This window comes from Nocardia kruczakiae NBRC 101016, assembly GCF_001612965.1.
Classification (GTDB): Bacteria; Actinomycetota; Actinomycetes; order Mycobacteriales; family Mycobacteriaceae; genus Nocardia; species Nocardia kruczakiae.
Genome location: NZ_BDBL01000041.1, coordinates 60,824 through 86,774, shown reverse-complemented (window position 1 = coordinate 86,774; position 25,951 = coordinate 60,824). Strand labels below are relative to the sequence as shown.

Genomic DNA, 25,951 nt, shown 5'->3' with positions numbered 1-25,951 from the left:
GGTCCGTCGGCGGCGCGCCGGCGCTGGCTGCGCCGCACCGGACTCACCGCGGCCGCGGCCTCGGCGGCCTTCTTCCGGCACCCGCACCGGGTGCCGCCGAATCGGGCGAATATCGTCGTCGCCCCCGCCGACGGTGAGATCGCGCTCGTCGACACCGCGGTGCCGCCGGCCGAACTGAATCTCGGCGACACCCCGCTGCCCCGGGTGAGCATCTTCCTGTCGGTGCTCGACGTGCACGTGCAGCGCACCCCGGTCTCGGGCACCGTGCGCACCATCGCCTACCAGCGCGGTCAGTTCCGCTCGGCGGATCTGCCGGAGGCCAGTTCGGTGAACGAGCGCAACAGCATGGTGCTGGAGACCGCCTCGGGTCAGCTGGTGACGGTCGTGCAGATCGCCGGACTGCTGGCCCGCCGCATCGTCTGCGACGCCAAGGTCGGCGACGCGTTGAGCATCGGCGAAACCTACGGTCTGATCCGGTTCGGCTCGCGGGTCGACACCTACTTCCCGGTCGGCACCCGGCTGCTGGTCGAGCCCGGGCAGCGCACGATCGGCGCGGAAACGGTGCTGGCCGAACTGCTGCCATGATCGAGAACACCGTGACCGAACCGGGTCGCCGCCGCCGCACGATCCGCCTGCTGCCGAGCATCGTGACGATCCTGGCGCTGTGTGCCGGACTGTCGGCGGTGAAATTCGCACTCGACGGCTCGCTCGACATCGCCCTGGCGATGATCGGCGCGGCCGCCGTCCTCGACACCCTCGACGGCCGGCTGGCCCGGATGCTGTCGGCCACCACCAAGATCGGCGCCGAACTGGATTCGCTGGCCGATGCCATCTCCTTCGGCGTCGCCCCGGCCCTGGTGCTGTATGTGACCTTTCTGCGCCAGGACAGCGCGGGCTGGATCATCGCGCTGATCTACACGGTGAGCCTCGTGCTGCGCCTGGCCCGGTTCAACACGATCATGGACGACGACACCCGGCCCGACTGGGAGCGCGAATACTTCACCGGCGTCCCCGCGCCGGCGGCGGCGTTGATCGCGCTACTGCCGATCGCGCTGCACAGCCAGTTCGGCGAGGGATGGTGGAACAACTTCCCGGTGGTGGCGGCGTGGACCGTCTTCGCGGCCCTGCTCGCCGTCAGCACGATCCCGACGCTGGCGATGAAGTCGGTGTCGGTGGCGCCGCAGGCGGCGGCACTGCTGCTGGTGCTGGTCGCGCTGGCCGGGGCCGCGCTGATCACCTATCCGCTGATCCTGCTGATGGTGCTGGTCGGCCTGTACCTCGCGCACATTCCGTTCGCGTGGCGCTCGCAGCGCTGGGTGGCGGCCCGGCCGGAGACCTGGCATCACAAACCGGCCGAACGCCGCGCGCAGCGGCGTGCGGCCCGGCGGATTCCGCCGATCGGCGAGGGCGCCCGGTTGCGGCTGCGGCGACCGCCGGGCATTCGCGAGTCGTCGGCGAGGTTGCGGCTGCGCCGGCCGGGCGGGCGCTGATCCGGCGAGCTCGATCCTTACGGCGGTCGCCGGGCCGCGGGCAGAATGGCAGGCGTGCCTGAATTGTCGCTGACCGCCCGACTCAACCGCTCGGCCGCCGATGCCCGCCGGGGCGTGGTCCGCTTACATTCGGAAGCTCTCGCGGCGCTCGGATTGCGGGAGTGGGACGGGATCAGCGTGATCGGTTCCCGGCGCACGGCCGCGGTGGTCGGCCGCGCTCCGGACGAGACGCCCGCCGGAGTCGCCCTGCTCGACGATGTGACGCTGTCCAATGCCGGGGTGCGCGAGGACAGCGCGGTCGTCGTGGCCCCCGTGACGGTGTACGGGGCCCGGCACATCTCGGTGACCGGCTCGGCCGCGGCGATGGGCGCGATCGCGGAATCGACATTGCGGCAGGCGCTGCTCGGCAAGGTCGTCACCGTGGGTGACGCGGTCTCGCTGCTGCCCCGCGATCTGGGTCCGGGAACCAGTTCCGCCGCTGCGACACAAGCCCTTTCGCGCACCTTCGCGATCGCGTGGACCTCCGAACTGCTGACCGTGACCACCACCGATCCCGCCGGCGGGCCGGTCAGTGTGCAGCCCAACAGCGCGGTGGTGTGGGGCGCGGCGGCGCCCGCGGCGGACGCCTCGCACGATCCTCGGGGCGCGCTGGCGCCGAATCGTCCCGGCAGCCGGATGCTGGTGCGCGAGCGCCCGTCGGCCGTGCCCGTCGCGGATCTGGCGGGGGTGCGCGCGCCGGCGGCGAAACTGTCGGAATGGCTGAGCCTGGCGCTCGACGAACCGGAACTCCTGCGGACCCTCGGGGCCCCGCCGCATCTGGGCGTGCTCATCACCGGCCCCGCGGGCGCCGGTAAGGCGACACTGGCACGGGCGGTGTCGACACCGCGGCGCATCGTGGAACTGGACGGCCCTACGGTCGGCGCGTCCGAGAGCGGCACCCGGTTGCGCGAGGTCGGGCTCGCGGTTTCGGAAATATGTTCCGGCGCAGGCGGAGTCCTGTTGATCACCGATATCGACGCACTGCTTCCGGAGCAGCCGGAGCCGGTGGCGACGCTCATTCTGGATCAGCTGCGCGCCGCGGTGGCCACCGCCGGCGTAGCCTTCCTGGCCACCACCTCCCGGCCCGCCGCGGTCGACAGCCGGCTGCGCGCACCGGATCTCTGCGATCGTGAGGTGGCGCTGACGCTGCCGACCGCGGCGGTCCGGGCGGAACTGCTCCAGCAACTGCTGCGCAAGGTACCCACCGAAGATCTCGAACTCGACGCGATCGCTTCTCGCACACCGGGTTTCGTCGTCTCCGACCTCGCGGCGCTGTGCCGGGAGGCGGCGTTGCGGGCGGCCTCGCGGGCCAGCCACGATCACACCGACCCCGTGCTGACCCAGGCGGATCTGGTCGGCGCGCTGCAGGTGATCCGGCCGCTCTCACGGTCGGGTACGGAGGAACTCGCGATCGGCAGCCTGAGTCTCGACGACGTCGGCGACATGACCGAAACCAAACAGGCGCTCACCGAGGCGGTGCTGTGGCCGCTGCGGCATCCGGATTCGTTCGCGCGCCTGGGCATCGACCCGCCGCGCGGAGTGCTGCTGTACGGACCGCCCGGCTGCGGTAAGACCTTCCTGGTGCGCGCGCTGGCCGGAACCGGGCAGCTCAGCGTGCATGCGGTGAAGGGCGCCGAATTGATGGACAAATGGGTCGGCTCCTCCGAACGCGCGGTGCGCGAACTATTCCAGCGGGCCCGCGACTCCGCCCCTTCGCTGATCTTCCTCGACGAGATCGACGCCCTCGCCCCGCGGCGCGGGCAGAGCACCGACTCCGGCGTCGGCGACCGCGTGGTCGCGGCGCTGCTCACCGAGCTGGACGGCGTGGAGCCGCTGCGCGATGTGGTGGTCGTCGGCGCCACCAACCGGCCCGAGTTGATCGACCCCGCGCTGCTACGGCCGGGACGGCTGGAGCGATTGGTCTTCGTCCCGCCGCCGGATGCCGCAGCGCGGACCGACATCCTGCGCACCGCGAGTCGTTCGGTCCCGCTGGGCGAGGACGTGGATCTCGCCGCCTTGGCCGCCGACCTGGACGGCTATTCCGCGGCCGATTGCGCGGCACTGTTGCGCGAGGCCGCGATGGCCGCGATGCGCCGCGATGTGGACGCCGCCACCATCGGTGCCGCGGATGTGGCGACGGCACGCGGCAGTGTGCGGCCCTCGCTCGACCCTGGTCAGGTCGAATCGCTGCGGCAGTACGCCGACAAGCGCGCGGCCACCTGATCCGTCGCGCGCCGGCCTGCCGACCGGCGCCCGATCCGGCAGGTCTGCCCCGGTTCGACCGGGTTCGCAGGTATTTTCGGCTGGTGCGCACGCACCACGCGGTTCTGGAGATGATCACGGCGGCCCTGGCCACCCTGGTCGCCGGCCTGTCGTTGATGCTCCCCAACGGCTTTCGCTGGGCCTCGCAGACCTCGGTGCTGCAACTGGATATGCTCGCCGCCAGCCAGCCGCGGGCGATCGCCGTCGGCGCCATCGTGGCGCTGATCGTCGCGGTCTTCGCCACCACCGTCAACCACGCCCTGGTCGCCTGGGGCACGGCGCTGTGCGGCGTGGTGACCATGTTCCTCGCCCACCTGCTGGCCGAAACCGGTGATCAGAGCATCGCGCCGGCCACATTGAATTATCTGGAAGCGCTCGCGGGCGGAATTCTGCTCGGCGGTATCGCGGTGGCGGTGCTGCGCGGCTGGTTCCAGGTGTTCGGCTGGACTCTGGGCGCGCTCGCGGCGGTGGTCTTCGGCCAGCTCGGCTCGACCTCGACGGGCACCGTGCGGGGCGGTGTGATGAGCGCGCCCGGCTGGTCGACGACCACGCTGCCGCCGCTCTGGCTGATCGCGGTCACACTCGTCCTCGTGATCGTCGGCATGGTCGTCAATCGCCATCAGGACACGGTGGAACGCCGCTCGGTCGAATTGCCGATGGCGCCGATCATCGCGGGACTGATTTTCGTGATCGGCCGGCTGTTCAGCGCGGAATGGCTTGCCCGTCACGTGGACAGCACGGGAGGTATCGCCTTGGCCGCGGCACTGACGGTGGCCGCGGCCGTGGTGTCGGCGGTTCTGCTGCCGCGGCGCGACGGGGTGTTGATCTTGCTGGCAGTCGCATTGTCGGCGGTCGGCGGAGCGCTGATCCCGGCCCGGCTGCCGATGTGGTCGGTTGCCCCTCTGGTGGTGTTGATCGCACTGGGACTGGTCGCGGGATTCCGGCGCCCGATGCCGATGCTCGCCATGTCGACGTTGGCGGCGATGGCGCTGTACTGCGCGCTGGTGTCCGGGCATCGGATCCATGGTGGCGTGCAGGCCGCGGTGCTGAGCGGGCTGCTGGCGGCGGTGGCCGGCTACAGCTTCGGCAGTGCCGCACCGCGATACAACCCGACCCGGGTGCTCGGGGTCGCGATCATCTTCGTGCCGTCGGTGGTCACCGCCCTGCGCGATCATCTCGACCGGCCGCAATGCGTCTCCGATCCCGGCCAGTGGTATCTGTGCCCGGCCCCGGCGATGAGTTCGGCGGCGCCCTATTGGACCGCGCTGGGAATCACCGTCGTCTGCGCGGCCGGCCTCGCGACGCTGCGCTCGTGGCGCAAACCGACCACCACGGAATCGGTAGCCGATATATAGCCATCGTCTCTGGAAGGTGGCGTTCCGGGCCGCGCCGGGTCCCGCCGTGGCCACTGAACTCCGGAGTCAGCAGTAGGATCGGGGCGCCACCACCCCGCCGCCGACCGACGGAGTGACGTTTGCTCGCCATCCTGCTAGCCCATGCTTCGGCCGCCCTGCTCGCGCCCCCCGCTGTGCGCGTATGGGGAAGGCGCGGTTTCTATCCGATCGCGCTGGCGCCGCTGGCCGGCCTGGTGTGGGTGATCGCGAACTGGAACAGCGAAGCCGAGGTCCGGATCGCCTGGGCCCCGGAGATCCACATGAATTGGGATCTGCGGCTGGACAGCCTCGCCTCCATCATGTCGGTGCTGGTCCTCGGCGTGGGCGCGCTGGTACTGGCCTATTGCGCCGAGTATTTCGACGACGACGATCGAGCCCGCCTGGGTATCTTCGCCGGCTATCTGGTGGCCTTCGCCGGGGCCATGTTCGGGCTGGTGATCAGCGACAACATGCTGGTGCTGTTCACCTTCTGGGAACTCACCACGGTGCTGTCGTTCCTGCTGGTGGGCCATCACGCCGAACAGAGCACCGGCCGCCGCGCGGCGCTGCAGGCACTGCTGGTCACAGCGGCGGGCGGGTTGGCGATGCTGGTCGGCCTGGTGCTGCTCGCACAGCGCTGTGACAGCTATCTGCTGTCCGATGTGGTGGCGCGGGCCGATCCGCACGACTGGTCGACCAATGTCGCGGTGGTGCTGATCCTGATCGGCGCGCTGAGCAAATCGGCGATCGTACCGCTGCACTTCTGGCTGCCCGGCGCGATGATCGCGCCCACCCCGGTGAGCGCCTATCTGCACGCCGCCGCGATGGTGAAGGCCGGTATCTACCTGGTGGCCCGGCTGGCTCCCGGACTGTCCGAGGCGCCGGTGTGGCATCCGATCGTGCTCACGCTCGGCATCCTGTCGATGCTGCTCGCCGGTCTGCGATCACTGCAGGTCTACGACCTGAAACTGGTGCTCGCCTTCGGCACGGTGAGCCAGCTCGGATTCCTGCTGGTCCTGGTCGGCACCGGAACCCCGGAGGCGGCGCTGGCCGGTGCGGCGCTGCTGGTCGCGCATGCGCTGTTCAAGGGTTGTCTGTTCATGGTGGTCGGCATCATCGATCACAGTGCGGGCACCCGCGATCTGCGCCGGCTCTCCGGCATCGGGCGGCGCGCACCCGTTCTGTGCGCGGTGGCGACGGTCGCCGCGCTGAGCATGGCCGCGATTCCGCCGCTGTTCGGCTTCGTCGGCAAGGAAAGCGCTTTCGCCGCCGAACTGGACGCGGGCAATCTGAGCGCGCCGGTTCGGATCGCCGTCGCGATCGGCATCGTGCTCGGATCGATGTTCACCGTCGGCTACAGCGCGCGCATGGTCTGGGGTGCGTTCGGTACGAAACGCGCCACCGAGGGCGTGCCGGAGCCGGAGCGGTCCTGGCATCGCCCGAGTGCGCTGTTCGTCGCACCGCCGGCCGTACTGGCCGCGGCCTCGCTGGCCGCCGGTCTCGCCTCGCCCTGGATGGACCGGCTGCTCGCGCCGTACGCCCGCACCCTCGGACCGCTGGAGACACATCTGGCGCTGTGGCACGGCTGGGGCACCCCGCTCACCCTCACCCTGATCGCCATCGCCTGCGGTCTGGTGCTGTTCGAGATCCGTGACCGGATCGGCGAATCGGTGAATCCGCGCCTCGGCAATGCCGACCGGGTCTACGACGCCGTCTTGCGCGCGATGGATCAACTGTCCCTGCGCATGACCGGCGCCACCCAGCGTGGTTCGCTGCCACTGAATCAGGGCCTGATCCTGACCACGGTCGTGGTCCTGCCGTTGGCCGTGTTGTTCATCGGCGCGCGTTCGCGTATCTCGGTGCGGGCGTGGGATTCGTCACTGCAGCTGGTGATCGCGTTGGTGATGGCGGCAATGGCTCTGGGCGCCACGGTGATGCGCAACCGGCTCGCCAGCGTGCTGCTCGTCGGTGTCACCGGCTACGGCTGCGGTGTGATCTTCGCCCTGCACGGTGCGCCGGATCTCGCCCTCACCCAATTCCTGGTCGAGACATTGACTTTGGTGATCTTCGTCCTGGTGCTGCGGAAGTTCTCCGCCGAGATCGAACCCATCCGCACCGCCACGCTGAAGGTGCGCCGCGCCATCCTGTCCGCGGCGGTCGGAGCGGCGGTGGTGACCGTGGCGGCGTTCGCCACCGCGGCCCGCAGCACCGAACCGATCTGGCACCGAATTCCGTCCGCGGCATACGGTTTCGGCGGCGGTAAGAACGCGGTGAACGTTCTGCTGGTCGACATCCGGGCGTGGGACACCCTCGGTGAGATCTCGGTACTGGTGGTCGCGGCCACCGGTGTCGCCTCGCTGATGTTCCGCAGCCGCCGGTTCGGCACCCTGCCGCGCGTCTCCGAGGCCCCCGGCTACACCCCCGATCCCGAGCGGTCCTACTGGTTGCGAGCCAGTCCGCTGGTCGCGCCGCGGGACCGATCGATGGTGATGGCGATGACCACCCGGATGCTGTTCCCGACCATCATGGTGCTGTCGGCGTATTTCTTCTTCGCCGGGCACAACGCCCCGGGCGGCGGTTTCGCGGGCGGTCTCACCGCCGGATTGGCGCTGGTGCTGCGGTATCTGGCCGGCGGCCGCTACGAACTGGCCGAGGCGCTGCCGGTCGACGCCGGACATGTGCTGGGCGCCGGGCTGGTGCTGTCGGCGGGCACCGCGACCGGATCGCTGCTGCTGGGCGCGCCGCCGCTGTCCTCGGCCATCATCGAGGTCACGCTGCCGGTACTCGGGCACATCAAATTCGTCACCGCGATGCTGTTCGACCTGGGCGTGTATCTGATCGTGGTGGGTCTGGTGCTGGATGTGCTGCGCAGTCTGGGCGCGCGCCTCGATATCGAATTCCTGGACGGCACGACGTCTTCGACGAAGGGAGGGATGCGATGAGCGCGAACATCACCATGCTGGCCCTGATCGGGATCATGGTCGCCTGCGGGGTGTATCTGGTGCTCGAACGCGCGGTGTCGAAGATGCTGCTGGGATTGATCCTGTTCGGCAATGCGGTGAACCTGCTGATCCTCACCATGAGCGGTGCGGACGGGCGGCCGCCGATACTCGGTGAATCGGATCGGCGACATCACGATCCGGCGGATCCGCTCGCGCAGGCGATGATCCTCACGTCGATCGTCATCACCATGGGTTTGGCGGCATTCGTTCTCGCCCTGGCCTATCGGGCCTTCGCGCTGACCACCACGGAACAGGTCGAGGACGACCCCGAGGACGTGAAGGTCGCGGCGAAGCGCGAGGGCGAGGACCCCGAGCGATGAGCCCGTCTCCCGGTCTGCTCCCCGCGCTCTGCCCACTCCCGGTGCTGATTCCGCTGCTCACCGCGGCCGCGACCCTGATCGTGGGTCGTAAAGCGCGCGTGCAGCAGGCGATTTCGGTAGCGGCGCTGACGACGATGGTCGCGATCTCCGGGGTGCTGCTGTACTTGGCCGACCGCGACGGCATGGGTGCGGTGCAGGTCGGCGGCTGGGAGACACCGATCGGCATCACGCTGGTGGTCGACCGGCTGTCGGCCGGCATGCTGCTGGTGTCGTCGATCGTGCTGCTCGCGGTGTTGATCTTCGCGGTCGGGCAGGGAATCAGCGACGGCACCGAACGCCAGCCGACCTCGATCTTCCAGCCGACGTATCTGATTCTGAGCGCGGGCGTTTCGCTCGCCTTCCTGGCCGGTGACCTGTTCAATCTGTTCGTCGGATTCGAGGTGCTGCTGGCCGCCTCGTTCGTCCTGCTCACGCTGGGCGCCAGCGCCGACCGGGTCCGGGCCGGGGTCTCGTATGTGATGGTCTCGATGGTGTCGTCGCTGATCTTCCTCACCGGCATCGCAGTGGCGTACGCGGCGACGGGCACCCTGAATCTGGCCGACATGTCGGTGCGGATGGGCACGGTGCCGCTGGGCGTGCGCGGCGCGATCTGCGCGGTGCTGCTGGTGGCTTTCGGCATCAAGGCCGCGGTGTTCCCGCTGTCGAACTGGCTGCCGGATTCGTATCCGACCGCGCCGGCCCCCGTGACGGCCGTCTTCGCGGGTCTGCTGACGAAAGTCGGTGTGTACGCGATCATCCGGATGCACTCGCTGCTGCTGCCGGCCGGCACCTTCGACAATGTGCTGCTGGTGTGCGGCCTGCTCACCATGGTGATCGGCATCCTGGGCGCGATCGCACAGAGCGATATCAAGCGCCTGCTGTCGTTCACCCTGGTCAGCCATATCGGCTATCTGATGTTCGGAGTGGGACTGAATTCCGTCGGCGGCACCACCGGCACGGTGTTCTATGTGGTGCATCACATTCTGGTCCAGACCACGCTGTTTCTGGTGGTGGGCCTGATCGAGCGGCAGGCCGGATCGGCGTCGCTGAGCCGGTTGGGTGGTTTGCTGGCCGCGAGTCCGGCGCTGGCGCTGCTGTTCGGCATTCCGGCGCTGAATCTCGGTGGCATTCCGCCGTTTTCCGGATATATCGGCAAGGTGCGGCTGTTGCAGGCGGGTGCCGCCGACGGGAGCGTGCTGGCCTGGATGCTGATCGCCGGTGCGGTGGTGACCAGCCTGCTCACGCTGTACGTCATGGCGCGGGTGTGGAGCAAGGCGTTCTGGCGGCCGCGCGTACAGGCCCCGGAGGGTGAGCTGGCCGATGCCGCTCCCTCGGCGCTCATCGACGAATCCACCGATGTGCTGTTCGACGACCGCGTCGACCCCGGCCGCATGCCCCGCCTGATGGTGGCTCCGACGGCGGCGCTGATCGTGGTCGCGGTCGCGTTGACGGTGTTCGCCGGGCCGATCCTGGGCATCTGCCAGCGCGCGGCCGAAGATCTCAACGATCCGCACCGATATCTGGACACCGTGCTCGGGCCGCCGCAGACGTGGCAGTCGGGAGGTCACCGATGACGCGGGAACGACTGGTCCGCATCGGCGTGCTGATCTGGCTCGCCGTCGTCTACACCGCGCTGTGGGGGAATGCCAGCGTCGCGAATCTGCTCGCCGGGCTGGTGGTCGGCGTTCTGATCATGGTGCTGCTGCCGCTACCGCGGGTTCCGGTGAACGGCGGGCTGCGGGTGCTGCCGCTGCTCGAATTGATCATGCTCACCGCCTACTACGCGATCGAATCCAGCTTGCAGATCGCGTGGTTCGCGGTGCGTCCGGCCGGTGCGCCGGTCTCGGGTGTGCTGCGGGTGCGGCTCGCGATCGACTCGGATCTGGTGCTGGTTTTGTGCGCCGACGTGCTCAATCTGATCCCCGGCACGATGGTGCTGGAGCTGGATCGGGTGGCCGGGGTGGCATGGGTGCACGTGCTCGATGTCGGCAGCGACGACTCGGTCGAGAAGTTCTACTACATCACCCGCCGGTTGGAAGGCCTGCTGATCAGGGCCTTCGAAGGCAAATCACAGGAGGCGAATTCATGACCTTTGTCGCGATCGTGGCGGGCGTACTCCTGGCGACCGCCGCGGCTTTCACCTCCTTCCGGGTGCTGGCCGGTCCCGGCACGCTGGACCGGGTGGTCGGCATCGATTCGCTGGTCGGCATCGCCGCGGCGGGTTTGGCGGTGTGGGCCGCCTACAGCGACGACACCACGGTGGTGCCGGGCATCGTCGCGCTGTCACTGGTCGGCTTCCTGGGGTCGGCCGCGGTCACCCGTTTCCGGGTGCGGGACGACAAATGAGCGGCCTCTTCCACACCGCGCTGATCTGGCTGTCGTACGGGACCATCCTGCTCGGAGCATTCCTCGCCGCCACCGCCGCGGTCGCGATCGTGCGCTTTCCCGACACCCTCTCGCGGATGCATGCCGCGACGAAACCTCAGGTCGTCGGATTGATCCTGATGCTGATCGGTTCGGCGATCCAGTTGCGTGGCCATCCCAATGTCTGGATGTTGGTGCTCGTCGGCCTGTTCACCCTCGTCACCGCACCGGCCATCGCCCACCTGGTCGGCCGGACGGCCTATCGGGAGCAACGCCACCGCGACGGGCTGCTGCTGATCAACGAAATGGGCGACGAGGACCTGCCCGACGACTGAAATCCCCCCGCCGAATCCCTACGCCGCGACCGGTTCGGCCACGTCCGCTGTCGTGCGCGCGAACCAGGTGCGAGAGAACGCCGCCACGAATCCGGCGAACAACCCGAGCGCGATGATCCCGGCGGGCAGCGGATATTCGGCCATCCACGCCGCCAGATACCGGTAGGCGAGCAGCAACCCGATCAGCAGCGTGAAGCCGGCGGCGACCAGCAGTGCGCGCGCCCGATCCCAGCCGCGCTCGGGTGCGCGCAATACCGATTCGACGGTCAGGGCCAGCACGGCCCCGGCCAGCAGGTCGGCGCCGTAGTGATAGCCGAAACCGAGGGTGGCCGCCAGCGTCGCGAGCAGCCAGAACGTGCCGGGCCAGCGCACCCAGCGGGGCGCCGGCGTCCCGTCGTTGTCGCGGCGGGTGTGCAGGAAGACCGCCGTCGCCCAGGCGGTGTGCATCGAGGGCATGCAGTTGCGCGGGGTGTACCGGTCGAACGGCATCGGCTTCGGGTGGTAGTCGGTGGGGGGAATCAGATGTGGCCAGTAGTTGCCGACCTGCAGGCCGTGCCCGTCCGGGCCGAAGGCGAACATCGGCCCGACCACCGGGAAGATCAGGTAGATCACCGGACCGACCAGTCCCAGCACCAGGAAGGTGCGTACCAGATAGTGCCGGGGCCATGTCCCGGTGCCCACCACCTTGCGCAACTGCCAGACCGCCACCACCATCGCCGCCACCGGCAGTTCGATATAGACCCAATGCAATACGGCGTAGACCACCGGGCCCAGGGCGTCGATCACCCGGCCCATCACCCAGGCGGGTTCACCGAAGGCGTGATCGGCCAGCACCAGATAGCGGTCGCGGACGTCCGGGCCGGCCACCACCGTGAAATGCAGCCACACATCACCGACCTTGGTGGCGATGATCAGCAGCGCTCCCAAGGCCGCCGCCCACAGGGCGTTGCGTTTGCGCGTACCGTCCCAGCCGAGCCAGGCGATCAGCGCCACCGCGGTGAGGGCGATGACCGCGCCGTTGCCGACGGTCAGCGGACCGCCGAGCAGCACGCGGATCGTCGCGCAGACGGCATCGACGATCACCGCCGCACCCACGGCGAGAAAGCGCCACCGCCACGACAATCCGACCAGCGCCAGTGCCAGCCCGGCCCACGGCACGGAGACCGATTTGGGCGTCCCCGCGAAATCCTCCCAGAGGCTGTGCAGCGGGCCCTCGAAGTTGTTGCGCGCTGCCAGGATCTGCAACACGATCAGCAGCGCCGGGACCGCGATGAGCAGCACGCGGACCCCGATGTGCGGCGACCACTTCCGGAACCGTCCACGGCGAGCGTCACCGAAGTCGGAACGCGGATCATCGAGCAGCACCCGATCATCGTAAACAGGTGATGAACGCCGCCCCTCGCACAGCGGAAACGTCGGCGACGGATGTGATCTGCGCCATTGCCATGCGGGCGCGGCCGCGACAACTTTTCCGTAAGCGATTACCAGGGCCGCGCTGCCACAGTTCGAGCCATGTTCACTTGGTATGTCGCTCTGCTCGCGATCAGCGGGATCGTCATGATCGCCATGGCGTCGGTGCAGCAGGGTCAGAGCAACGCGACACGATCCTTCAACGGCATCTTCGGTGGCCTCTTCCTGGGCTACGCCTTCTACCTAGCCTTCCTCTTCGACGGCGGCTCGTACCTGATCTTCTTTCACGCATTCATCGTTCCGGTGACGATGGTGGTGAACTTCTTCCGCAACCGGACGCCCCGACCGAAGCTCACCGAAACCCAGAAGGCCTGGCGCGAATTCCAGCGCGCCGGCGAACACCGATAACCGAAAACCGTTGACGCACGGACGAACCGGTGAGTTCCGTCCCATACTGTGCAGGTGTGCGACACGAGCCGTGCGTTCGGGCCAGACTGCACGCATGGGTGAATACATCGACGCGGGCGGGTTGCGGACCTACTACGAGGTGCACGGGGACAGTGCGCCGGTGGTGTTGTTGCACGGCGGGCTGGGGACGGCCGAGTCGTGGGGACAGCAGGTGGGCGAGCTGGCCCGGCACTATCGGGTGTACGTCCCGGAGCGACGCGGACACGGCAGGACCGCCGATGTGCCCGGGCCGATCACCTATGCGGCGATGGCCGAGGATACGGCCGCCTGGCTGGATGCCCTGGCGTTGCGTGGCGCCCATCTGATCGGATGGAGCGATGGCGGCGCGGTGGCGGCGCTGGTTGCCATCACGCGGCCGGAGCTGGTCGGCAAACTCGTTGTGATCGGCCAGTATCTGTCGCTGGACGGCGAGTGGGCGTCGTCGCGGGCGGCACTGGACGGATTCGCCGAGGACGCCGGCACCCGTGCCATGTTCGAAGGGTTGCACGCGCCGCTGTCGCCGGACGGCCCGGACCACTTCCCGGTCGTCTACGACAAGATCATGCGGATGTGGCGCGACGAGCCCGAGATTTCGCTCGACGACATCGCCCGCATCACCGCACCGACGCTGTTCATGCAGGGTGACGGCGACTGGGTGCGGGTCGAGCACAGTGCGCTGCTCGCCCGCACCGTCACCGATGCCCAGCTGGCCGTCGTTCCCGGGACTTCCCACGCGCTGCCCCTGGAAAAGCCCGAGCTGGTGAACCGTTTGCTGCTGGACTTCCTCGCCGACGAGCAGGTCGCCCGATTCCTACCGATCGGGCACGAGTAGCGGCGCTCGAACGGTTCGCGGAATTCGCGTTCCTGCCGCCGCGTCCACGGATACGGCATGAGCTCACGCACCTGCGGATGCATGATCCCGCATCCGAGCACGATGATCACGTGCCAGCCATCGCGGCCGAAACGGCGGGCAGCATGGTCTGGTCGTACAGCCCGATACCGAACAGGCCGAGGAAGACCGACCCGGCCACCCGCTCGAACCGTTCCACGGCGGCGCCGGTCGTGGCAGCGGAGGCGTGCCCGGACGCGGCGGCCGTCGGCGTCTCGTGAGACAGTAGCCGCCTGGATCCGGGGCGAATTCCGCGCCACCCGAACCCATCTCACGGAGTTGATCGCCGCCCCGCTGCTGCCGGCACCGCCATCACCCCGGCCGCGCCGCCCCGCTGAGTCGGCCACAACCCGCCGGCTCAGCTGTCGAGTTCCTTGACCAGCGCGTCCACCACTGCCACCAGATCACCCTGCGCGGCCGCCGCCACTCGCCGCTGCCGTTGATAGGACGCCCCGCGCTCGACGATATCGGGCACTCGTGAGAGTTCGTTCTCACACTGCAACAGCTTCGCGGTGGGCTGCAATCGGTCCAGCAGATCCATCAGATCATCGGTGACCAGCCGCTCATTGCTGTCGGAGTCGGTGATGATGATCGCGTCCAGCCCGTAACGTGCTGCGCGCCACTTGTTCTCCTGCACATGCCACGGCGGCAGGGTGGGCATGGTCTCGCCCGCCTCCACCCGGCGATCCAGATCCACGATCAGGCAGTGGATCAGCGCGACGAGTGCGGAAAGTTCGAAGCGACTGGGGATTCCGTCGCACACACGGACCTCGATGGTCCCCCACTTCGGCGCGGGGCGGATATCCCAGTGCATGCCGCCGAGCTGTTCGAACACACCGGTTTTCATCTGGTCGTGCACGAAGGACTCGAACTGGGACCAGTTCTCGAACTGGAACGGCAATCCGGCGGTCGGCAGCTGCTGGAACATCAGGGCGCGATTGCTCGCGTACCCGGTGTCGATGCCGGCCCACATCGGTGAGGACGCCGACAGCGCCAGCAGATGCGGATAGGAGAGCAGCAGCGTGTTGAGAATCGGAAAGACCTTCTCCGGGTGCGAGACTCCCACGTGCACGTGCACGCCCCAGATCAGCATCTGGCGCCCCCACCACTGGGTGCGGCTGATCAGTTCGTCGTAATGCTCGGAGCGGGTCAGCTGTTGCGTCGACCACTGGGCGAACGGATGGGTGCCCGCGCAGAACAGGTCCACACCGACCCGGTCGGCGGCCGCGCGCACGGTGTCCATCGTGCTGTGCATCTCGTCGACCACCTCGCCGACGGTGTCGTGGACACCGCTGACGAGTTCGACCGTGTTCTTCAGCAACTCCTTGGTGACGTGCGGCGGACCGTTGGGCGCCCGCAGATCACCGACCTGGTCGAAGACCGCGGCGGCCGTATTGGAGAGATTGCGCGTCTGTTTGTCGACGAGCGCGATCTCCCATTCGACGCCCAGCGTCGGGCGGGGCGAGCCGTTCCAGGGAACCGTTCGAGAGCCAGCCCCACCCATGACGAATCCGCTCTTACCCGATGACGCCGCAGGCGACCCGGCCGCCCGCGTCGCCGGTTGCCAGAGTTTCGGCATCGGGCCCGGGCGCGCCACCGTTGGCCTGCAGGTAGCGGTTCGGGATGTTGCCGAAGTTGTCGGCGCCGGCGTGGATCATCAGCGCCTTGCCCTTGATCTGGTCCAGCGTCACGGAGTCGGTGGTGGTCACCAGCTTCGCGGTGCCGTCCTTGCCGACCTCGAGCGAGGTCAGATCGCCGCTGGCCGGGTGGGTGTTCGCATCGCCCACCTGGAGATGACCACCGGCCGAGAGGAAGTTGCCCGGCGCGCCGCCGGACGGCGCGGTGGAGTTCGGCTCGCACTTGCCGTTCTGGTGGATGTGCAGGCCGTGGAAGCCCGGCTGCAGGCCGTGCGCGTCGACGGTGATCTGCAGTTTGTCGCCCGACTTGGCGATGGTGGCGGTGCCGACCTGCGCGCCCGAGGGATCCTTCAACTGCACCGACACCGAATCGCCGGAGGGCGGGTTCTGCTCGGCGCCGGTGCCGGAGTTCTCCGCCGGACCGGCGGTACCGGTCCACACCGCGGGGGTGGTCCCCTTGACGTCGCTCGACTCCTGGCTGTTGCTGCAGGCGACCAGGCCGAAAGCCGCGATCGCCAGCATCGGGGTCACGGTCCGCCAGGACGGGCGACGGGTTGCGGAGGGGGCCATCGGAGAACTCCTTTACGAGTACCGAGTTTACGAGTAGTGCTGGTTGAACAGATTCCTTACCGGACAAGATGATGCCAGAGCCGTTGTGCACCGCACTGGTGGGGCTCGGTTGGGTTCTAGTTACCCGTGACGATGACGATGACGCCCGGCGGCGAGTCCGCGATTCCGGCGAAACGCGGCTCGGCCGATACGCCCAGCTCATTCGCGATCGCCTGGGCAGTCTCCCGTTCGTGCGGGGAATTTCCGTAGTAGACAGTTGTTTTCGCGATCACACCGCCGGGGTAGTTACCGGTCTCGGTGACGTCGAAGCCAGCCGCGGTGAGCTGGCTCCCGGTCTTGGAGGCCAGGCCGGCGACGGTGCTGTTGTTCAGCACCCGGACCGGGACGGTCTTGTCCACACCGGCCGCGGTGCTGGTCGCTGCCGCGGTGGTGGTCGTGAGCGTGGTCGCCGGCGCCGCGGTGGTCGTGGGTGCCGTCGTCGCGGGCGTCGTGGCGGCGGCGCGGGTGGTCGTGACCGGGGCGGCCGTCGTCTCGGTATCCGACGAGGTCTCCGCGGCGGCGGAATCGGACGTCGAATTCGACAGCGACATCGCGCCGAGGCCCGCGAAGACGATGGCCAGCGCGATCAGCACCATCGCGAGTGCTCGCAGCGGCGGTCCACCTGTGGGCGGATTCGGGTTGCTCACGATGTCGACCCTAGTCGCAGGGATGAGCGAGCGCGCGCATCGGACATCCGCCGGTCAGACCTGGAAGCCCAGCCGCCGCGCCGCCCGCGATTTCTGCCGGCTGGCCCGCAACCGGCGCAGCCGTTTCACCAGCATCGGATCGGCGGCCAGCGCCTCGGGCTTGTCGACGACGGCGTTGAGGACCTGGTAGTAGCGGGTGGCCGACATCGCGAACAGGTCCCGGATGGCTTCTTCCTTGGCGCCCGCGTACTTCCACCACTTGCGCTCGAAATCGAGGATTTCCAGTTCGCGGCGGGTGAGACCGTCGACCACGCCGGCCTCGGGGGCTGCCTCGACCACCGCGCCGGAGGCGCCTTCGACCACTGCCGCGATCTCTTCGCTCGCGGAGCTGTCCTCGCTTGCGGATAGATTCCGGGCCGCTGCGCTGTCCATATCGCTCCCTCGCCGAATCAACAACGGACGACAGTCGTCGTCATTCAACCACGCGGCACACCCCTGCACCGAGGCGTCGTACGGCGTGTCGGGCCGCACACGCGGCGCCGCGTAAAGTGTGCCACCATGGCGATTCTCCCGATCCGCATCGTCGGCGATCCGGTTCTGCACAACCCGACAGCGCAGGTGTCGCAGTCGCCGGCCGAACTCGCCGGCCTGATCGCGGACATGTACGAAACCCTCGACGCCGCCAACGGAGTCGGGCTCGCCGCCAATCAGGTCGGTGAATCGCTGCGGTTGTTCGTCTACGACTGCCCCGACGTGCAGCCCGACGGTTCGGTACGGCGGCGGCGCGGCGCGGTGATCAATCCGGTGCTGGAGACCTCCGAGATCCCCGAAACCATGCCCGATCCCGACGACGACGAGGAGGGCTGCCTCTCCGTTCCGGGTGAGCAGTTCCCCACCGGCCGCGCGGACTGGGCGCGGGTCACGGGCACCGACGAACACGGCGAGCCGGTGACGATCGAGGGCGAGGGGTTCTTCGCCCGTATGCTCCAGCACGAGGTCGGCCACCTCGACGGGTTCCTCTATGTGGACGTGCTGATCGGCCGCAACGCCCGCGCCGCGAAGAAGGCGATCAAGCGCAACGGCTGGGGCACACCGGGTTTGAGCTGGGTGCCGGGCGACGTACCGGATCCGTTCGGGCATGACGACTGACCGTCCCGATATCCCGATCGGGCGCCGGGTGGTGGTGCGGTACCGCCTGCCCGAGGGTTATCCACAGCAGTTCACCGATGTCATCGGCGAGCTCGTGGCACCGGATCCGGTGCAGGTCCGCACCGCCGACGGTACCGTGGTGACCATCGCCACCGATCGGGTGGTGGCGGTGAAAGCACTGGGCCCGCGGCCGATTCGGATCGGTGAGATCCGGGCGCTGGAAGCGGCGGCTATCGACGGCTGGCCCGGGCTCGAACGGGCCTGGTTCGACGGCTGGCTGTGCAGCATCGGCAACGGGTACACCCATCGCGCGAATTCCGCTGTGCCGCTGGGCGAATCGGGTCGCAACGCCGCCCTCGACATGCGAACGCTGCACCGCATCGGCGAGTGGTACACCGAACACGGCCTGCCGCTGCAACTTCGGCTCCCCGATCGCCTGGCGCCGGTGCCGCCGGGCTGGCTCACCTGGGGCGAGACGATGGTGCTCGGCATCGATATCTCCACATTCGTCCTGCCGCAGGGTCCGTCGATGGTCCGCATCGACGAGGGCCCGCATCCGGCGTGGCTGGAATTGCACCGGCACCGCGGCGAGGACACCGTCGACGTGGCCGCGCCGCTGCCGGACACGGGCGTGCTCACGGCGGTCCGCGACGGTGAACTCGGTTTCGCCGCGCTGGGCCTGCCGACCCCGCTGGCGATCGGCCGCGGTGCCCTCACCACCGCTCCCGACGGCCGCCGCTGGATCGGGCTGAGCTGTCTCGCGGTCGCCGCACCACACCGCCGGCACGGCCTGGGCACCCTCGTCTGCGCCGAACTGATCAACTGGGGCTACAAACGCGGCGCCACCCACGCCTACGTCCAGGTGGAGGCGAACAACGCCGCGGCCCTCGCGATGTATCGGGAGATGGGCTTCGTCGACCATCACAACTACCGCTACGCCGCCCCGGACCCCGACGCGGGCCGCCACCGGCGGGAGTGAATCGGCCGACTAATCTCGCCTCATGCGGTTGGCCACCTGGAATGTGAATTCGATCCGATCTCGCGTGGATCGGGTCGTGTCGTGGCTGGACCGCGCCGATATCGATGTGCTGGCCATCCAGGAAACCAAATGCCGCGACGACCAGTTCCCGGCCGAGCGGTTCGAGGAGGCCGGCTACGAGATCGTGCACACCGGATTCAGTCAGTGGAACGGGGTGGCGATCGCCTCCCGGGTGGGCATCGACGACGTCGAGGTCACCTTCCCGGGCCAGCCCGGATTCGACAAGGACGCCGAGGCCTCGCTGCTGAGCGCGCCGGTGGTGGAGGCCCGGGCGATCGGCGCCACCTGCGGCGGCGTCCGGGTGTGGAGCCTGTACGTGCCCAACGGGCGCACGCTGAGCGATCCGCACTACACCTACAAGCTGGAATGGCTTGCGGCCCTGTGTGATTCCGGGCAGGCGTGGCTGCGGGCCGATCCGTCGGCGCAGATCGCGCTGTGCGGCGACTGGAATATCGCCCCCACCGACGACGACGTGTGGTCGCCGGAGTTCTTCGCGCACAAGACGCACACCTCGGCGCCGGAGCGCGCCGCGTTCGATGCCGTCGTGGCGGCGGGATTCACGGATGTGATGCGCCCGTTCGCGCCCGGCCCGGGTGTCTACACCTACTGGGACTACACCCAGCTGCGCTTTCCGCGCAAGGAGGGTATGCGCATCGATTTCGTCCTCGCCTCCCCCGCGCTGAGCGCCCGCGCCGTCGACGCCGGGGTCGATCGCGAGGAGCGAAAGGGGAAGGGCGCCAGCGATCACGCACCCGTGGTGGTCGAATTCTCGGAGCAGCAGGCGGGGCCGGAGGTCAGCTCTGCCGGGTCTTGATGGCGTCGTGGGAGATGTAGACGTCGTAGCTGCCGGGCATCGCGATCACCGCGTTGCCGTATGCCGAGCGGATGAACGGTTCGGTGTACCAGCTGTGATCGCGCATATCGGTGAAGAAGTCACCGTCGCCGCCGTTGAGCATGGTCTGGTGCTGATTCACCGCGTTGCCGTCGAGCCGCTGCCCGTAGAGCCGGGTCACCTTGTAGCCGGAATGGAAGCCGAGCGCGTTGACCCACGGCTCCAATTCCACGATATCGGCCTGTAGCACCCACAGATCACCCTCGATCCGATAGGTCTGGTGGGTCTCGTCGTGATGGCCGTCGCCGTAGAGCGTGAGCTCCACATCGAGGGTATGGTCGCTGCCCGCAACGCTTTTCGCGACGACGTGCGCGGCCTTCACCTCACCGGTCAGCCCGAGGTAGGTCTGCAGCAGCGTCACCGCCCACAGCAGGACGACCGCCACCAGCAGCACCACCAGACCGCTCGCGCCGCGCCCGATATGCCTGCGCCAGCCCGCTTTCCGGGCGCGGAGGACGGCCGTGACCAGCATCGCGATCGCGACGACGAAGAGCACCGCCAGCAATGCCTGGATCCAGCCGAAGGCCATCGGGAACACCATGCCGACAGTTGTACCCGCATTCGGGTACCGCACGCGGGCGAGTCGGACACGAATACGCCACGGCCGGCCGGGATTTCCCGGCCGGCCGTGTGCGCGGTGCGAGCTGTTCAGCCTAGAAGGCGCCCTCCTCCATCTGCATGATGTCGGTGTCGAGGTTCTCCACCACGGCCCGCACCCCACTCAGCAGCGGCAGCTGGTTCTTGGCGAACCACGATGCGACACCGACCTTTCCGGTGTAGAACAGCCGATCCTTCTCCGACGGCTGCCCGGCCAGCGCGGCCTGCGCGATCTGGGCCTGCGCGAGCAGCCGCCAGCCGATGACGAGATCGCCCACGGCATGCAGGAAACGCACCGAACCCAGGCCGACCTTGTAGATCTCCTCCGGCGTCTGCGCCGCGGCCACGAGATAACCGGTGAGCGCGGTCGCCATCGCCTGCACATCCGCGAGCGCGGCGCCCAGCAGGGTCTTCTCCGCCTTCAGGGTATCGGGCTCGCTCTCGGCGAACTGCTGGATCAGCCCGGCGACATGTCCCAGCGCCACGCCCTTGTCGCGAACGATCTTGCGGAAGAAGAAGTCCTGCGCCTGGATCGCGGTCGTGCCCTCGTACAGCGAGTCGATCTTCACGTCGCGGATGTACTGCTCGATCGGGTAGTCCTGCAGATATCCCGATCCACCGAAGGTCTGCAGCGACTCGGTGAGGGTTTCGTACGCCCGTTCCGAGCCGACGCCCTTGACGATCGGCAGCAGCAGGTCGTTGACCCGCGCGGCGGTGTCGGGGTCGGCGCCGAAATTCGCCTGTGCCACATCGTCGTTCTGGTACGCCGCGCAATACAGGTACAGCGCCCGCAGGCCCTCCGCATAGGACTTCTGCAGCGCCAGGCTGCGCCGGACGTCCGGGTGGTGGGTGATGGTGACGCGCGGAGCGGTCTTGTCGGCCATCTGGGTCAGGTCGGCGCCCTGGACGCGAGTCTTCGCGTACTCCAGTGCGTTCAGGTATCCGGTGGACAGCGTTCCCGCCGACAGCACGCCGACCATCATGCGCGCGTTCTCGATGACCTTGAACATCTGCGCGATGCCGTTGTGCACATCGCCGACCAGATAACCGATCGCGGGCTTGTCGCCGCCGTAGGTCAGCTCACAGGTGGGCGAGGACTTGATGCCCATCTTGTGTTCGAGATTGGTCACCAGCACGCCGTTGCGCTCGCCCAATTCCATTGTCTGCGAGTCGAACAGGTACTTCGGCACCACGAACAGCGACAGGCCCTTGGTACCCGGGCCGGCGCCCTCGGGCCGCGCCAGGGTGAGGTGGAAGATGTTGTCGGCGGTATCGCCGACGTCACCGCCGGAGATGAAACGCTTCACGCCTTCGATGTGCCAGGTGCCGTCAGGCTGCTGGACGGCCTTGGTGCGGCCCATGCCGACATCGGATCCGGCATCGGGTTCGGTGAGCACCATCGTTCCGCCCCAGCGGTTTTCCCAGGCGTGCTCGGCCCACCGGCGCTGTTCCTCGGTGCCCTCGCGATAGAGCACCTGGTGCATGAGCGGGCCCATGTTGAAGAAGCTGGCCGAATTGTTCGCCGCGACGAGCATTTCCTGCGTCGCCCAGATCAGCGGCGACGGGGCGTCGACGCCGCCCATCTCCTCGGGCATGCCCAGCCCGGACCAGCCGGCCTCGTTGACCGCCGCGACCGTCTTGCGCAGCGGGTCGGGCACCACGACCTCGTGCTCGGCGGCATCGAACGAGATCGGATTGCGATCGGCGTCGACGAACGATTCGGCTACCGGCCCCTCGGCCAACCGCTGCACCTCGGTGAGCATTCCGCGTGCGGTTTCGGTATCCAGATCGCCGTACGCGCCGGTCTCCAGCAGCGCGCCGATCCCCAACACCTCGAACAAGTTGAACTCGATATCCCGAATGTTCGCCTTGTAGTGCGACACGCTCAGGGCCTCCTCGCCGTCGTGGGATGTTCTCCGTCGGAGGTTGCCGTACCCGGGTTCACTTACGCAACCGTAACCGGCCGAGACTAGAGAATTCGGGGTAACTTATGCGGGCGGACCAGTCCATCCGCGATTCACTTTCCCCAATCGTGCGCCGCGTCGCGGCGATTTGCTCGGAATGTGCTCGCATTCGACATCCGCGATCGGCCGCGTCCCGCCCGCCCACCTGCCCGGCAGCGGCGCGATGCGACCGGCATAATCGGCCTCTACCACTGCTATCTTGTTCGCCATGGCTTCGGAATCCGCGGTGCGACCGCGTCAACGGGCCCAGCATCTCGGCCCCGAACGCCGACGCCCGCAGGTTCTGGACGCGGCGCTGCGCATCGCGGCGGACGAGGGCATCGCGGCCGTCACCATCGCCGCCGTGGCCGAACGCCTGACCGTGACCCGGCCGGTGGTCTACGCCTGCTTCGCCGACCGCGTCGAACTCATCAACGCCCTGATCCAGCGCGAGGAGGGGCTGCTGCTGGCCGGCATCATGGACGCCCTGCCACCGCGCCGGGTCGAGGCCGACGAAGAGGTCTTCGTCGAGGGCTTCCGCGCCCTGCTCGAGACCGTCTCCAAACGCCCCGACACCTGGAAACTGTTGCACGGCAACCCCGATCCGGCGGTGGCGAGTTCGTTCGGGCGCGGGCGCAGCTTCGCGGTCGAGCGGTGCACCCGCCGGTTGCGGCCCACCCTGGAGGCATGGGGAACCGTCGACGCGGAGCGCAAACTGCCCGCGCTGGTGGAGTTGTGGGTATCCGCCGGCGAGGGCGCGGTGCGCACACTGGTGACCGAGGGCGACAAGTGGACGCCGCAGGACCTGGGCGCCTTCGTGGGCGCGGCGGTCTACCGGGCGCTGCGCTCGGCGTGAGCGCTGCCGCCGAATTGCCGCTCGACTGGTAGATCTGCCGATCAAACTTCGCCCTCTCCGGCAATTGCGCTAGCTAAAATGGAAATCGGCGTCCATTCGACCAGCGACCCGGCGGGAGAGCGGTATGGCGTTCTATCGGCAACTGGGTTCCCTACCGCCGAAGCGGCACACCCAGCATCGTGACGAACGGGGGCAGCTGCTCTACGAGGAGTTGATGGGCGAGGAAGGCTTCACCGGGGACTCGTCACTGCTGTATCACCGCGGCCTGCCGCCGGCGATCGTCGACTCCTCCGCGTGGCGGCCGCCGAATTCGCGGACCGTGCCGAACCATCCGCTGCGGCACCGGCACCTGCGGCTGCACGAACTGTTCCCCGAGTCCGTATTCGCGCAGACCGATGTCGTGACCGGCCGCCGCCTGATCCTCGGCAACGACGACGTGCGTATCTCCTATGTGGCGGCGCTGCGCGAATCCCCCTTGTACCGCAACGCGATCGGTGACGAACTCGTCTACGTCGAGGCCGGTTCGGGTGTGGTGGACACCGTCTTCGGGCGGCTGCCGGTGCGCGCCGGCGATCATGTGCTGCTGCCGCGGGCGACCACGCATCGCTGGCGGCCGGACGGACCGGAACCGCTGCGCGGCTATATCGTCGAGGCGACCGGACATATCACCGCACCGAAGCGCTATCTGTCCGCATTCGGCCAGTTCCTGGAGAATGCGCCGTACTGCGAGCGGGATCTGCACGGTCCGGCCGAACCGCTGCAGGAGTCCGGGACCGAGGTCGAGGTTCTGGTGAAACATCGGCCCGGCGCCGAAATACTCGGCACCCGAATGGTGTACGCCGATCACCCGTTCGACGTGGTGGGCTGGGACGGCTGCCTGTACCCGTACCGGTTCAACATCGCCGATTTCGAACCGATCACCGGCCGTATTCATCAGCCACCTCCGGTGCATCAGGCCTTCGCGGGCACCAACTTCGTGATCTGCGATTTCGTTCCCCGCAAGGTCGACTATCACCCGCTGTCGATTCCGGTGCCCTACTACCACTCCAATGTCGACTCCGACGAGATCCTGTTCTACTGCGGCGGAAACTACGAAGCCCGCCGCGGTTCCGGTATCGGACCGGGTTCGGTCTCGGTGCATCCGGGCGGATATGCGCACGGTCCGCAGCCGGGCGCCTACGAACGCAGTATCGGCGTGGAATTCTTCGACGAACTGGCGGTGATGGTCGACACCTTCCGGCCGCTGGGTCTCGGCGAGGGCGCCCTGGCCTGCGAGGATCCGGACTATGCGTGGACCTGGTCGGGGCGCGGGCCGAGTTCGGAGCGGGCGTGACCGCGAGGGTGCGGCCGCCGGTGGACGACGACGACCCCTTCGGGCCGGACCACCTGCCCTACGGAGTCTTCGCACCACCCGGCGCGCCGTTCCGCGTCGGCGTCCGGCTGGGCGCGTACGTGCTGGATATCGCTGCGCTACTGGATGATTCGCGCTTCGCGCGACCGACTGTGAACGACTTTCTCGCTCGCGGTCCGGTGCATTGGCACAGCGTGCGCGAACGACTGCGGGAAGCCGCGCGCGGTCCGCTGCCCGCGGAAGCGATTCATTCGCTGGATTCGGTGCAACTGAAGTTGCCGATATCCATCGGCGACTACGTGGACTTCTACGCCAGTATCGACCACGCCACCCGCCTGGGCGGCTTCCTGCGGCCGAACGGCGAAGCGCTGCTACCGAATTGGCGTCATCTGCCGGTCGGCTATCACGGGCGCGCGGGCAGCGTGGTGGTCTCGGGCACGCCGGTGCGACGGCCCTGCGGGCAGATTCGAACCGGCACGGCGACACCGGCTTTCGCGCCCTCGCGGCGGCTGGATATCGAGGCCGAACTCGGCTTCGTGATCGGCGTGGGATCCGAACTCGGCACACCGGTCCCGGTCGACGACTTCGCCGACCACGTCTTCGGCGTCGCGCTGGTGAACGACTGGTCCGCCCGCGACATCCAGGCCTGGGAGGGACAGCCGCTCGGTCCCTTCCTAGGCAAATCGTTCGCCACCTCCGCCGCCGCGTGGATCACGCCGCTCGCCGCCCTGGAGGCGGCACGGGTGCCGCTCCCCGGACAGGATCCGGAACCACTGGATTACCTTCGGGGACAGCAGAATTGGGGCCTCGATATCGACATGCGGGTGTGCTGGAACGGGGTGGAGGTCAGTGCGCCGCCCTACCGGACCATGTACTGGTCCCCGGCGCAGATGCTGGCTCACCTGACCGTCAACGGCGCCGGTACCCGCCCGGGCGATCTGTTCGCCTCGGGCACCGTCTCCGGTCCGCTGCCGCGGCAGAGCGGATCCTTCATCGAACTGTCGGCCGACGGGACCGAACCCGTCGATGTCGGCGGTTCGCCGCGAACCTTCCTCGCCGACGGCGACACCGTCGTCATCACCGCCACCGCGCCGGGCCCGGCCGGCGGACGGATCGAACTGGGTGAGGTTCGCGGGCGGATCCTGCCCGCCCGATTCGAGGGGCAGTGACGCGCCCCACGGTCGCGCGGTACCCTCGGCCGGGTACCACATCGTGCCAACGGGGGCTCGCACCAGCGGGCTGAGAGGACGGCTAGCCCATT

At 68.4% G+C, this 25,951-nt stretch carries 25 protein-coding genes; 18 read left to right on the top strand and 7 right to left on the bottom strand.

What is annotated here, in order from left to right; translation table 11 throughout:
• The 10 genes from NK1_RS26630 to mnhG all read left to right on the top strand — a co-directional run.
• A partial coding sequence (locus tag NK1_RS26630) for a phosphatidylserine decarboxylase (RefSeq protein ID WP_063013026.1) occupies positions 1–585 on the top strand: 585 nt, incomplete at its 5' end.
• Complete coding sequence (locus NK1_RS26625; RefSeq protein ID WP_063013024.1) at positions 582–1,490, top strand: CDP-alcohol phosphatidyltransferase family protein; 909 nt, start codon at positions 582–584, stop codon at positions 1,488–1,490. The genes NK1_RS26630 and NK1_RS26625, both read left to right, overlap by 4 nt.
• A gap of 54 nt (positions 1,491–1,544) precedes the next feature.
• Positions 1,545–3,752: an AAA family ATPase gene (locus tag NK1_RS26620; protein ID WP_245660832.1), complete on the top strand. Its 2,208-nt coding sequence runs from the start codon at positions 1,545–1,547 to the stop codon at positions 3,750–3,752.
• Positions 3,753–3,835: 83 nt separating this feature from the next.
• Positions 3,836–5,146: a hypothetical protein gene (locus tag NK1_RS26615; RefSeq protein WP_063013020.1), complete on the top strand. Its 1,311-nt coding sequence runs from the start codon at positions 3,836–3,838 to the stop codon at positions 5,144–5,146.
• Between the two features lie 119 nt (positions 5,147–5,265).
• Complete coding sequence (locus NK1_RS26610) at positions 5,266–8,106, top strand: Na+/H+ antiporter subunit A (RefSeq protein WP_063013018.1); 2,841 nt, start codon at positions 5,266–5,268, stop codon at positions 8,104–8,106.
• Entirely contained in the window at positions 8,103–8,486 is a 384-nt protein-coding gene (locus NK1_RS26605) for a Na(+)/H(+) antiporter subunit C (protein WP_036506385.1), read from the top strand. Before NK1_RS26610 ends, NK1_RS26605 begins: the two co-directional genes overlap by 4 nt.
• Positions 8,483–10,099, top strand: coding sequence for a Na+/H+ antiporter subunit D (locus tag NK1_RS26600; protein ID WP_063013016.1), 1,617 nt, complete (start codon positions 8,483–8,485; stop codon positions 10,097–10,099). The genes NK1_RS26605 and NK1_RS26600 overlap by 4 nt, the downstream gene beginning before the upstream one ends.
• Positions 10,096–10,614: a Na+/H+ antiporter subunit E gene (locus NK1_RS26595; RefSeq protein ID WP_063013014.1), complete on the top strand. Its 519-nt coding sequence runs from the start codon at positions 10,096–10,098 to the stop codon at positions 10,612–10,614. The genes NK1_RS26600 and NK1_RS26595 overlap by 4 nt, the downstream gene beginning before the upstream one ends.
• The gene (locus tag NK1_RS26590; RefSeq protein ID WP_036506297.1) at positions 10,611–10,871 is read left to right on the top strand and encodes a monovalent cation/H+ antiporter complex subunit F; all 261 of its coding nucleotides are present in this window, start codon (positions 10,611–10,613) and stop codon (positions 10,869–10,871) included. The genes NK1_RS26595 and NK1_RS26590 overlap by 4 nt, the downstream gene beginning before the upstream one ends.
• Positions 10,868–11,224 carry a monovalent cation/H(+) antiporter subunit G gene (mnhG, locus tag NK1_RS26585; RefSeq protein ID WP_063013011.1) on the top strand — a complete coding sequence of 119 codons (357 nt, stop codon included), beginning with the start codon at positions 10,868–10,870 and terminating at the stop codon, positions 11,222–11,224. Before NK1_RS26590 ends, mnhG begins: the two co-directional genes overlap by 4 nt.
• An 18-nt stretch (positions 11,225–11,242) precedes the next feature.
• Here the strand turns inward: mnhG and NK1_RS26580 are convergent, their stop codons facing one another.
• Positions 11,243–12,517, bottom strand: coding sequence for a phosphatase PAP2 family protein (locus tag NK1_RS26580; RefSeq protein ID WP_063013034.1), 1,275 nt, complete (start codon positions 12,515–12,517; stop codon positions 11,243–11,245).
• A 219-nt stretch (positions 12,518–12,736) separates the two neighbouring features.
• Between NK1_RS26580 and NK1_RS26575 the strand changes: the two genes are divergently transcribed.
• The gene (locus NK1_RS26575) at positions 12,737–13,042 is read left to right on the top strand and encodes a hypothetical protein (RefSeq protein WP_063013009.1); all 306 of its coding nucleotides are present in this window, start codon (positions 12,737–12,739) and stop codon (positions 13,040–13,042) included.
• Between the two features lie 94 nt (positions 13,043–13,136).
• Entirely contained in the window at positions 13,137–13,913 is a 777-nt protein-coding gene (locus NK1_RS26570; RefSeq protein WP_063013007.1) for an alpha/beta fold hydrolase, read from the top strand.
• A gap of 415 nt (positions 13,914–14,328) precedes the next feature.
• Here NK1_RS26570 and NK1_RS26565 read toward each other — a convergent pair whose 3' ends face one another.
• The 4 genes from NK1_RS26565 to napA form a co-directional block, all read right to left on the bottom strand.
• Positions 14,329–15,474 (bottom strand): glutamate--cysteine ligase, encoded by a 1,146-nt coding sequence (locus tag NK1_RS26565; protein ID WP_063013005.1) that lies wholly within the window; start codon positions 15,472–15,474, stop codon positions 14,329–14,331.
• A gap of 13 nt (positions 15,475–15,487) precedes the next feature.
• Positions 15,488–16,177 (bottom strand): superoxide dismutase[Cu-Zn], encoded by a 690-nt coding sequence (gene sodC / locus NK1_RS26560; protein ID WP_063013003.1) that lies wholly within the window; start codon positions 16,175–16,177, stop codon positions 15,488–15,490.
• Between the two features lie 116 nt (positions 16,178–16,293).
• Entirely contained in the window at positions 16,294–16,863 is a 570-nt protein-coding gene (locus NK1_RS26555; RefSeq protein WP_174552754.1) for a LytR C-terminal domain-containing protein, read from the bottom strand.
• A gap of 54 nt (positions 16,864–16,917) precedes the next feature.
• Positions 16,918–17,295, bottom strand: a complete 378-nt coding sequence (gene napA / locus NK1_RS26550) for a nucleoid-associated protein NapA (RefSeq protein ID WP_063012999.1) — start codon at positions 17,293–17,295, stop codon at positions 16,918–16,920.
• A 126-nt stretch (positions 17,296–17,421) separates the two neighbouring features.
• Between napA and NK1_RS26545 the strand changes: the two genes are divergently transcribed.
• Genes NK1_RS26545 through NK1_RS26535 form a run of 3 tightly spaced genes read left to right on the top strand, consistent with a single transcriptional unit; the run spans position 17,422 to position 19,865 of the window.
• Positions 17,422–18,012, top strand: coding sequence for a peptide deformylase (locus NK1_RS26545; protein WP_063012997.1), 591 nt, complete (start codon positions 17,422–17,424; stop codon positions 18,010–18,012).
• Entirely contained in the window at positions 18,002–18,991 is a 990-nt protein-coding gene (locus tag NK1_RS26540; protein ID WP_063012995.1) for an N-acetylglutamate synthase, CG3035 family, read from the top strand. Before NK1_RS26545 ends, NK1_RS26540 begins: the two co-directional genes overlap by 11 nt.
• Before the next feature lie 22 nt (positions 18,992–19,013).
• On the top strand, positions 19,014–19,865 hold the full coding sequence (locus NK1_RS26535; RefSeq protein ID WP_063012993.1) for an exodeoxyribonuclease III: 852 nt from the start codon (positions 19,014–19,016) through the stop codon (positions 19,863–19,865).
• On the opposite strand, the gene NK1_RS26530 is transcribed toward NK1_RS26535, so the two are convergent.
• Together NK1_RS26530 and NK1_RS26525 are read right to left on the bottom strand one after the other, a co-directional pair.
• Positions 19,846–20,484, bottom strand: a complete 639-nt coding sequence (locus NK1_RS26530) for a hypothetical protein (RefSeq protein WP_063012991.1) — start codon at positions 20,482–20,484, stop codon at positions 19,846–19,848. The genes NK1_RS26535 and NK1_RS26530 overlap by 20 nt on opposite strands.
• Before the next feature lie 112 nt (positions 20,485–20,596).
• The gene (locus NK1_RS26525; RefSeq protein ID WP_063012989.1) at positions 20,597–22,423 is read right to left on the bottom strand and encodes an acyl-CoA dehydrogenase; all 1,827 of its coding nucleotides are present in this window, start codon (positions 22,421–22,423) and stop codon (positions 20,597–20,599) included.
• 289 nt (positions 22,424–22,712) lie between these two features.
• On the opposite strand from NK1_RS26525, the gene NK1_RS26520 reads away from it, so the two are divergent.
• From NK1_RS26520 to fahA, 3 genes are all read left to right on the top strand, one after another.
• Complete coding sequence (locus NK1_RS26520) at positions 22,713–23,339, top strand: TetR/AcrR family transcriptional regulator (RefSeq protein ID WP_030516593.1); 627 nt, start codon at positions 22,713–22,715, stop codon at positions 23,337–23,339.
• 124 nt (positions 23,340–23,463) lie between these two features.
• Positions 23,464–24,672, top strand: coding sequence for a homogentisate 1,2-dioxygenase (locus NK1_RS26515; RefSeq protein WP_063012986.1), 1,209 nt, complete (start codon positions 23,464–23,466; stop codon positions 24,670–24,672).
• Entirely contained in the window at positions 24,669–25,859 is a 1,191-nt protein-coding gene (gene fahA, locus NK1_RS26510; RefSeq protein WP_245660831.1) for a fumarylacetoacetase, read from the top strand. The genes NK1_RS26515 and fahA overlap by 4 nt, the downstream gene beginning before the upstream one ends.
• Positions 25,860–25,951 lie beyond the last annotated feature (92 nt).

Excerpts from the sequence above, each read along its gene's own strand:
- NK1_RS26625 (WP_063013024.1), top strand. The coding sequence starts at position 582 with ATGATCGAGAACACCGTGACCGAACCGGGTCGCCGCCGCCGCACGATC.
- NK1_RS26605 (WP_036506385.1), top strand. The coding sequence starts at position 8,103 with ATGAGCGCGAACATCACCATGCTGGCCCTGATCGGGATCATGGTCGCC.
- NK1_RS26600 (WP_063013016.1), top strand. The coding sequence starts at position 8,483 with ATGAGCCCGTCTCCCGGTCTGCTCCCCGCGCTCTGCCCACTCCCGGTG.
- NK1_RS26595 (WP_063013014.1), top strand. The coding sequence starts at position 10,096 with ATGACGCGGGAACGACTGGTCCGCATCGGCGTGCTGATCTGGCTCGCC.
- NK1_RS26590 (WP_036506297.1), top strand. The coding sequence starts at position 10,611 with ATGACCTTTGTCGCGATCGTGGCGGGCGTACTCCTGGCGACCGCCGCG.
- mnhG (WP_063013011.1), top strand. The coding sequence starts at position 10,868 with ATGAGCGGCCTCTTCCACACCGCGCTGATCTGGCTGTCGTACGGGACC.
- NK1_RS26575 (WP_063013009.1), top strand. The coding sequence starts at position 12,737 with ATGTTCACTTGGTATGTCGCTCTGCTCGCGATCAGCGGGATCGTCATG.
- NK1_RS26570 (WP_063013007.1), top strand. The coding sequence starts at position 13,137 with ATGGGTGAATACATCGACGCGGGCGGGTTGCGGACCTACTACGAGGTG.
- NK1_RS26565 (WP_063013005.1), bottom strand. The coding sequence starts at position 15,474 with ATGGGTGGGGCTGGCTCTCGAACGGTTCCCTGGAACGGCTCGCCCCGC.
- sodC (WP_063013003.1), bottom strand. The coding sequence starts at position 16,177 with ATGGCCCCCTCCGCAACCCGTCGCCCGTCCTGGCGGACCGTGACCCCG.
- napA (WP_063012999.1), bottom strand. The coding sequence starts at position 17,295 with ATGGACAGCGCAGCGGCCCGGAATCTATCCGCAAGCGAGGACAGCTCC.
- NK1_RS26545 (WP_063012997.1), top strand. The coding sequence starts at position 17,422 with ATGGCGATTCTCCCGATCCGCATCGTCGGCGATCCGGTTCTGCACAAC.
- NK1_RS26540 (WP_063012995.1), top strand. The coding sequence starts at position 18,002 with ATGACGACTGACCGTCCCGATATCCCGATCGGGCGCCGGGTGGTGGTG.
- NK1_RS26535 (WP_063012993.1), top strand. The coding sequence starts at position 19,014 with ATGCGGTTGGCCACCTGGAATGTGAATTCGATCCGATCTCGCGTGGAT.
- NK1_RS26530 (WP_063012991.1), bottom strand. The coding sequence starts at position 20,484 with ATGGTGTTCCCGATGGCCTTCGGCTGGATCCAGGCATTGCTGGCGGTG.
- NK1_RS26520 (WP_030516593.1), top strand. The coding sequence starts at position 22,713 with ATGGCTTCGGAATCCGCGGTGCGACCGCGTCAACGGGCCCAGCATCTC.
- NK1_RS26515 (WP_063012986.1), top strand. The coding sequence starts at position 23,464 with ATGGCGTTCTATCGGCAACTGGGTTCCCTACCGCCGAAGCGGCACACC.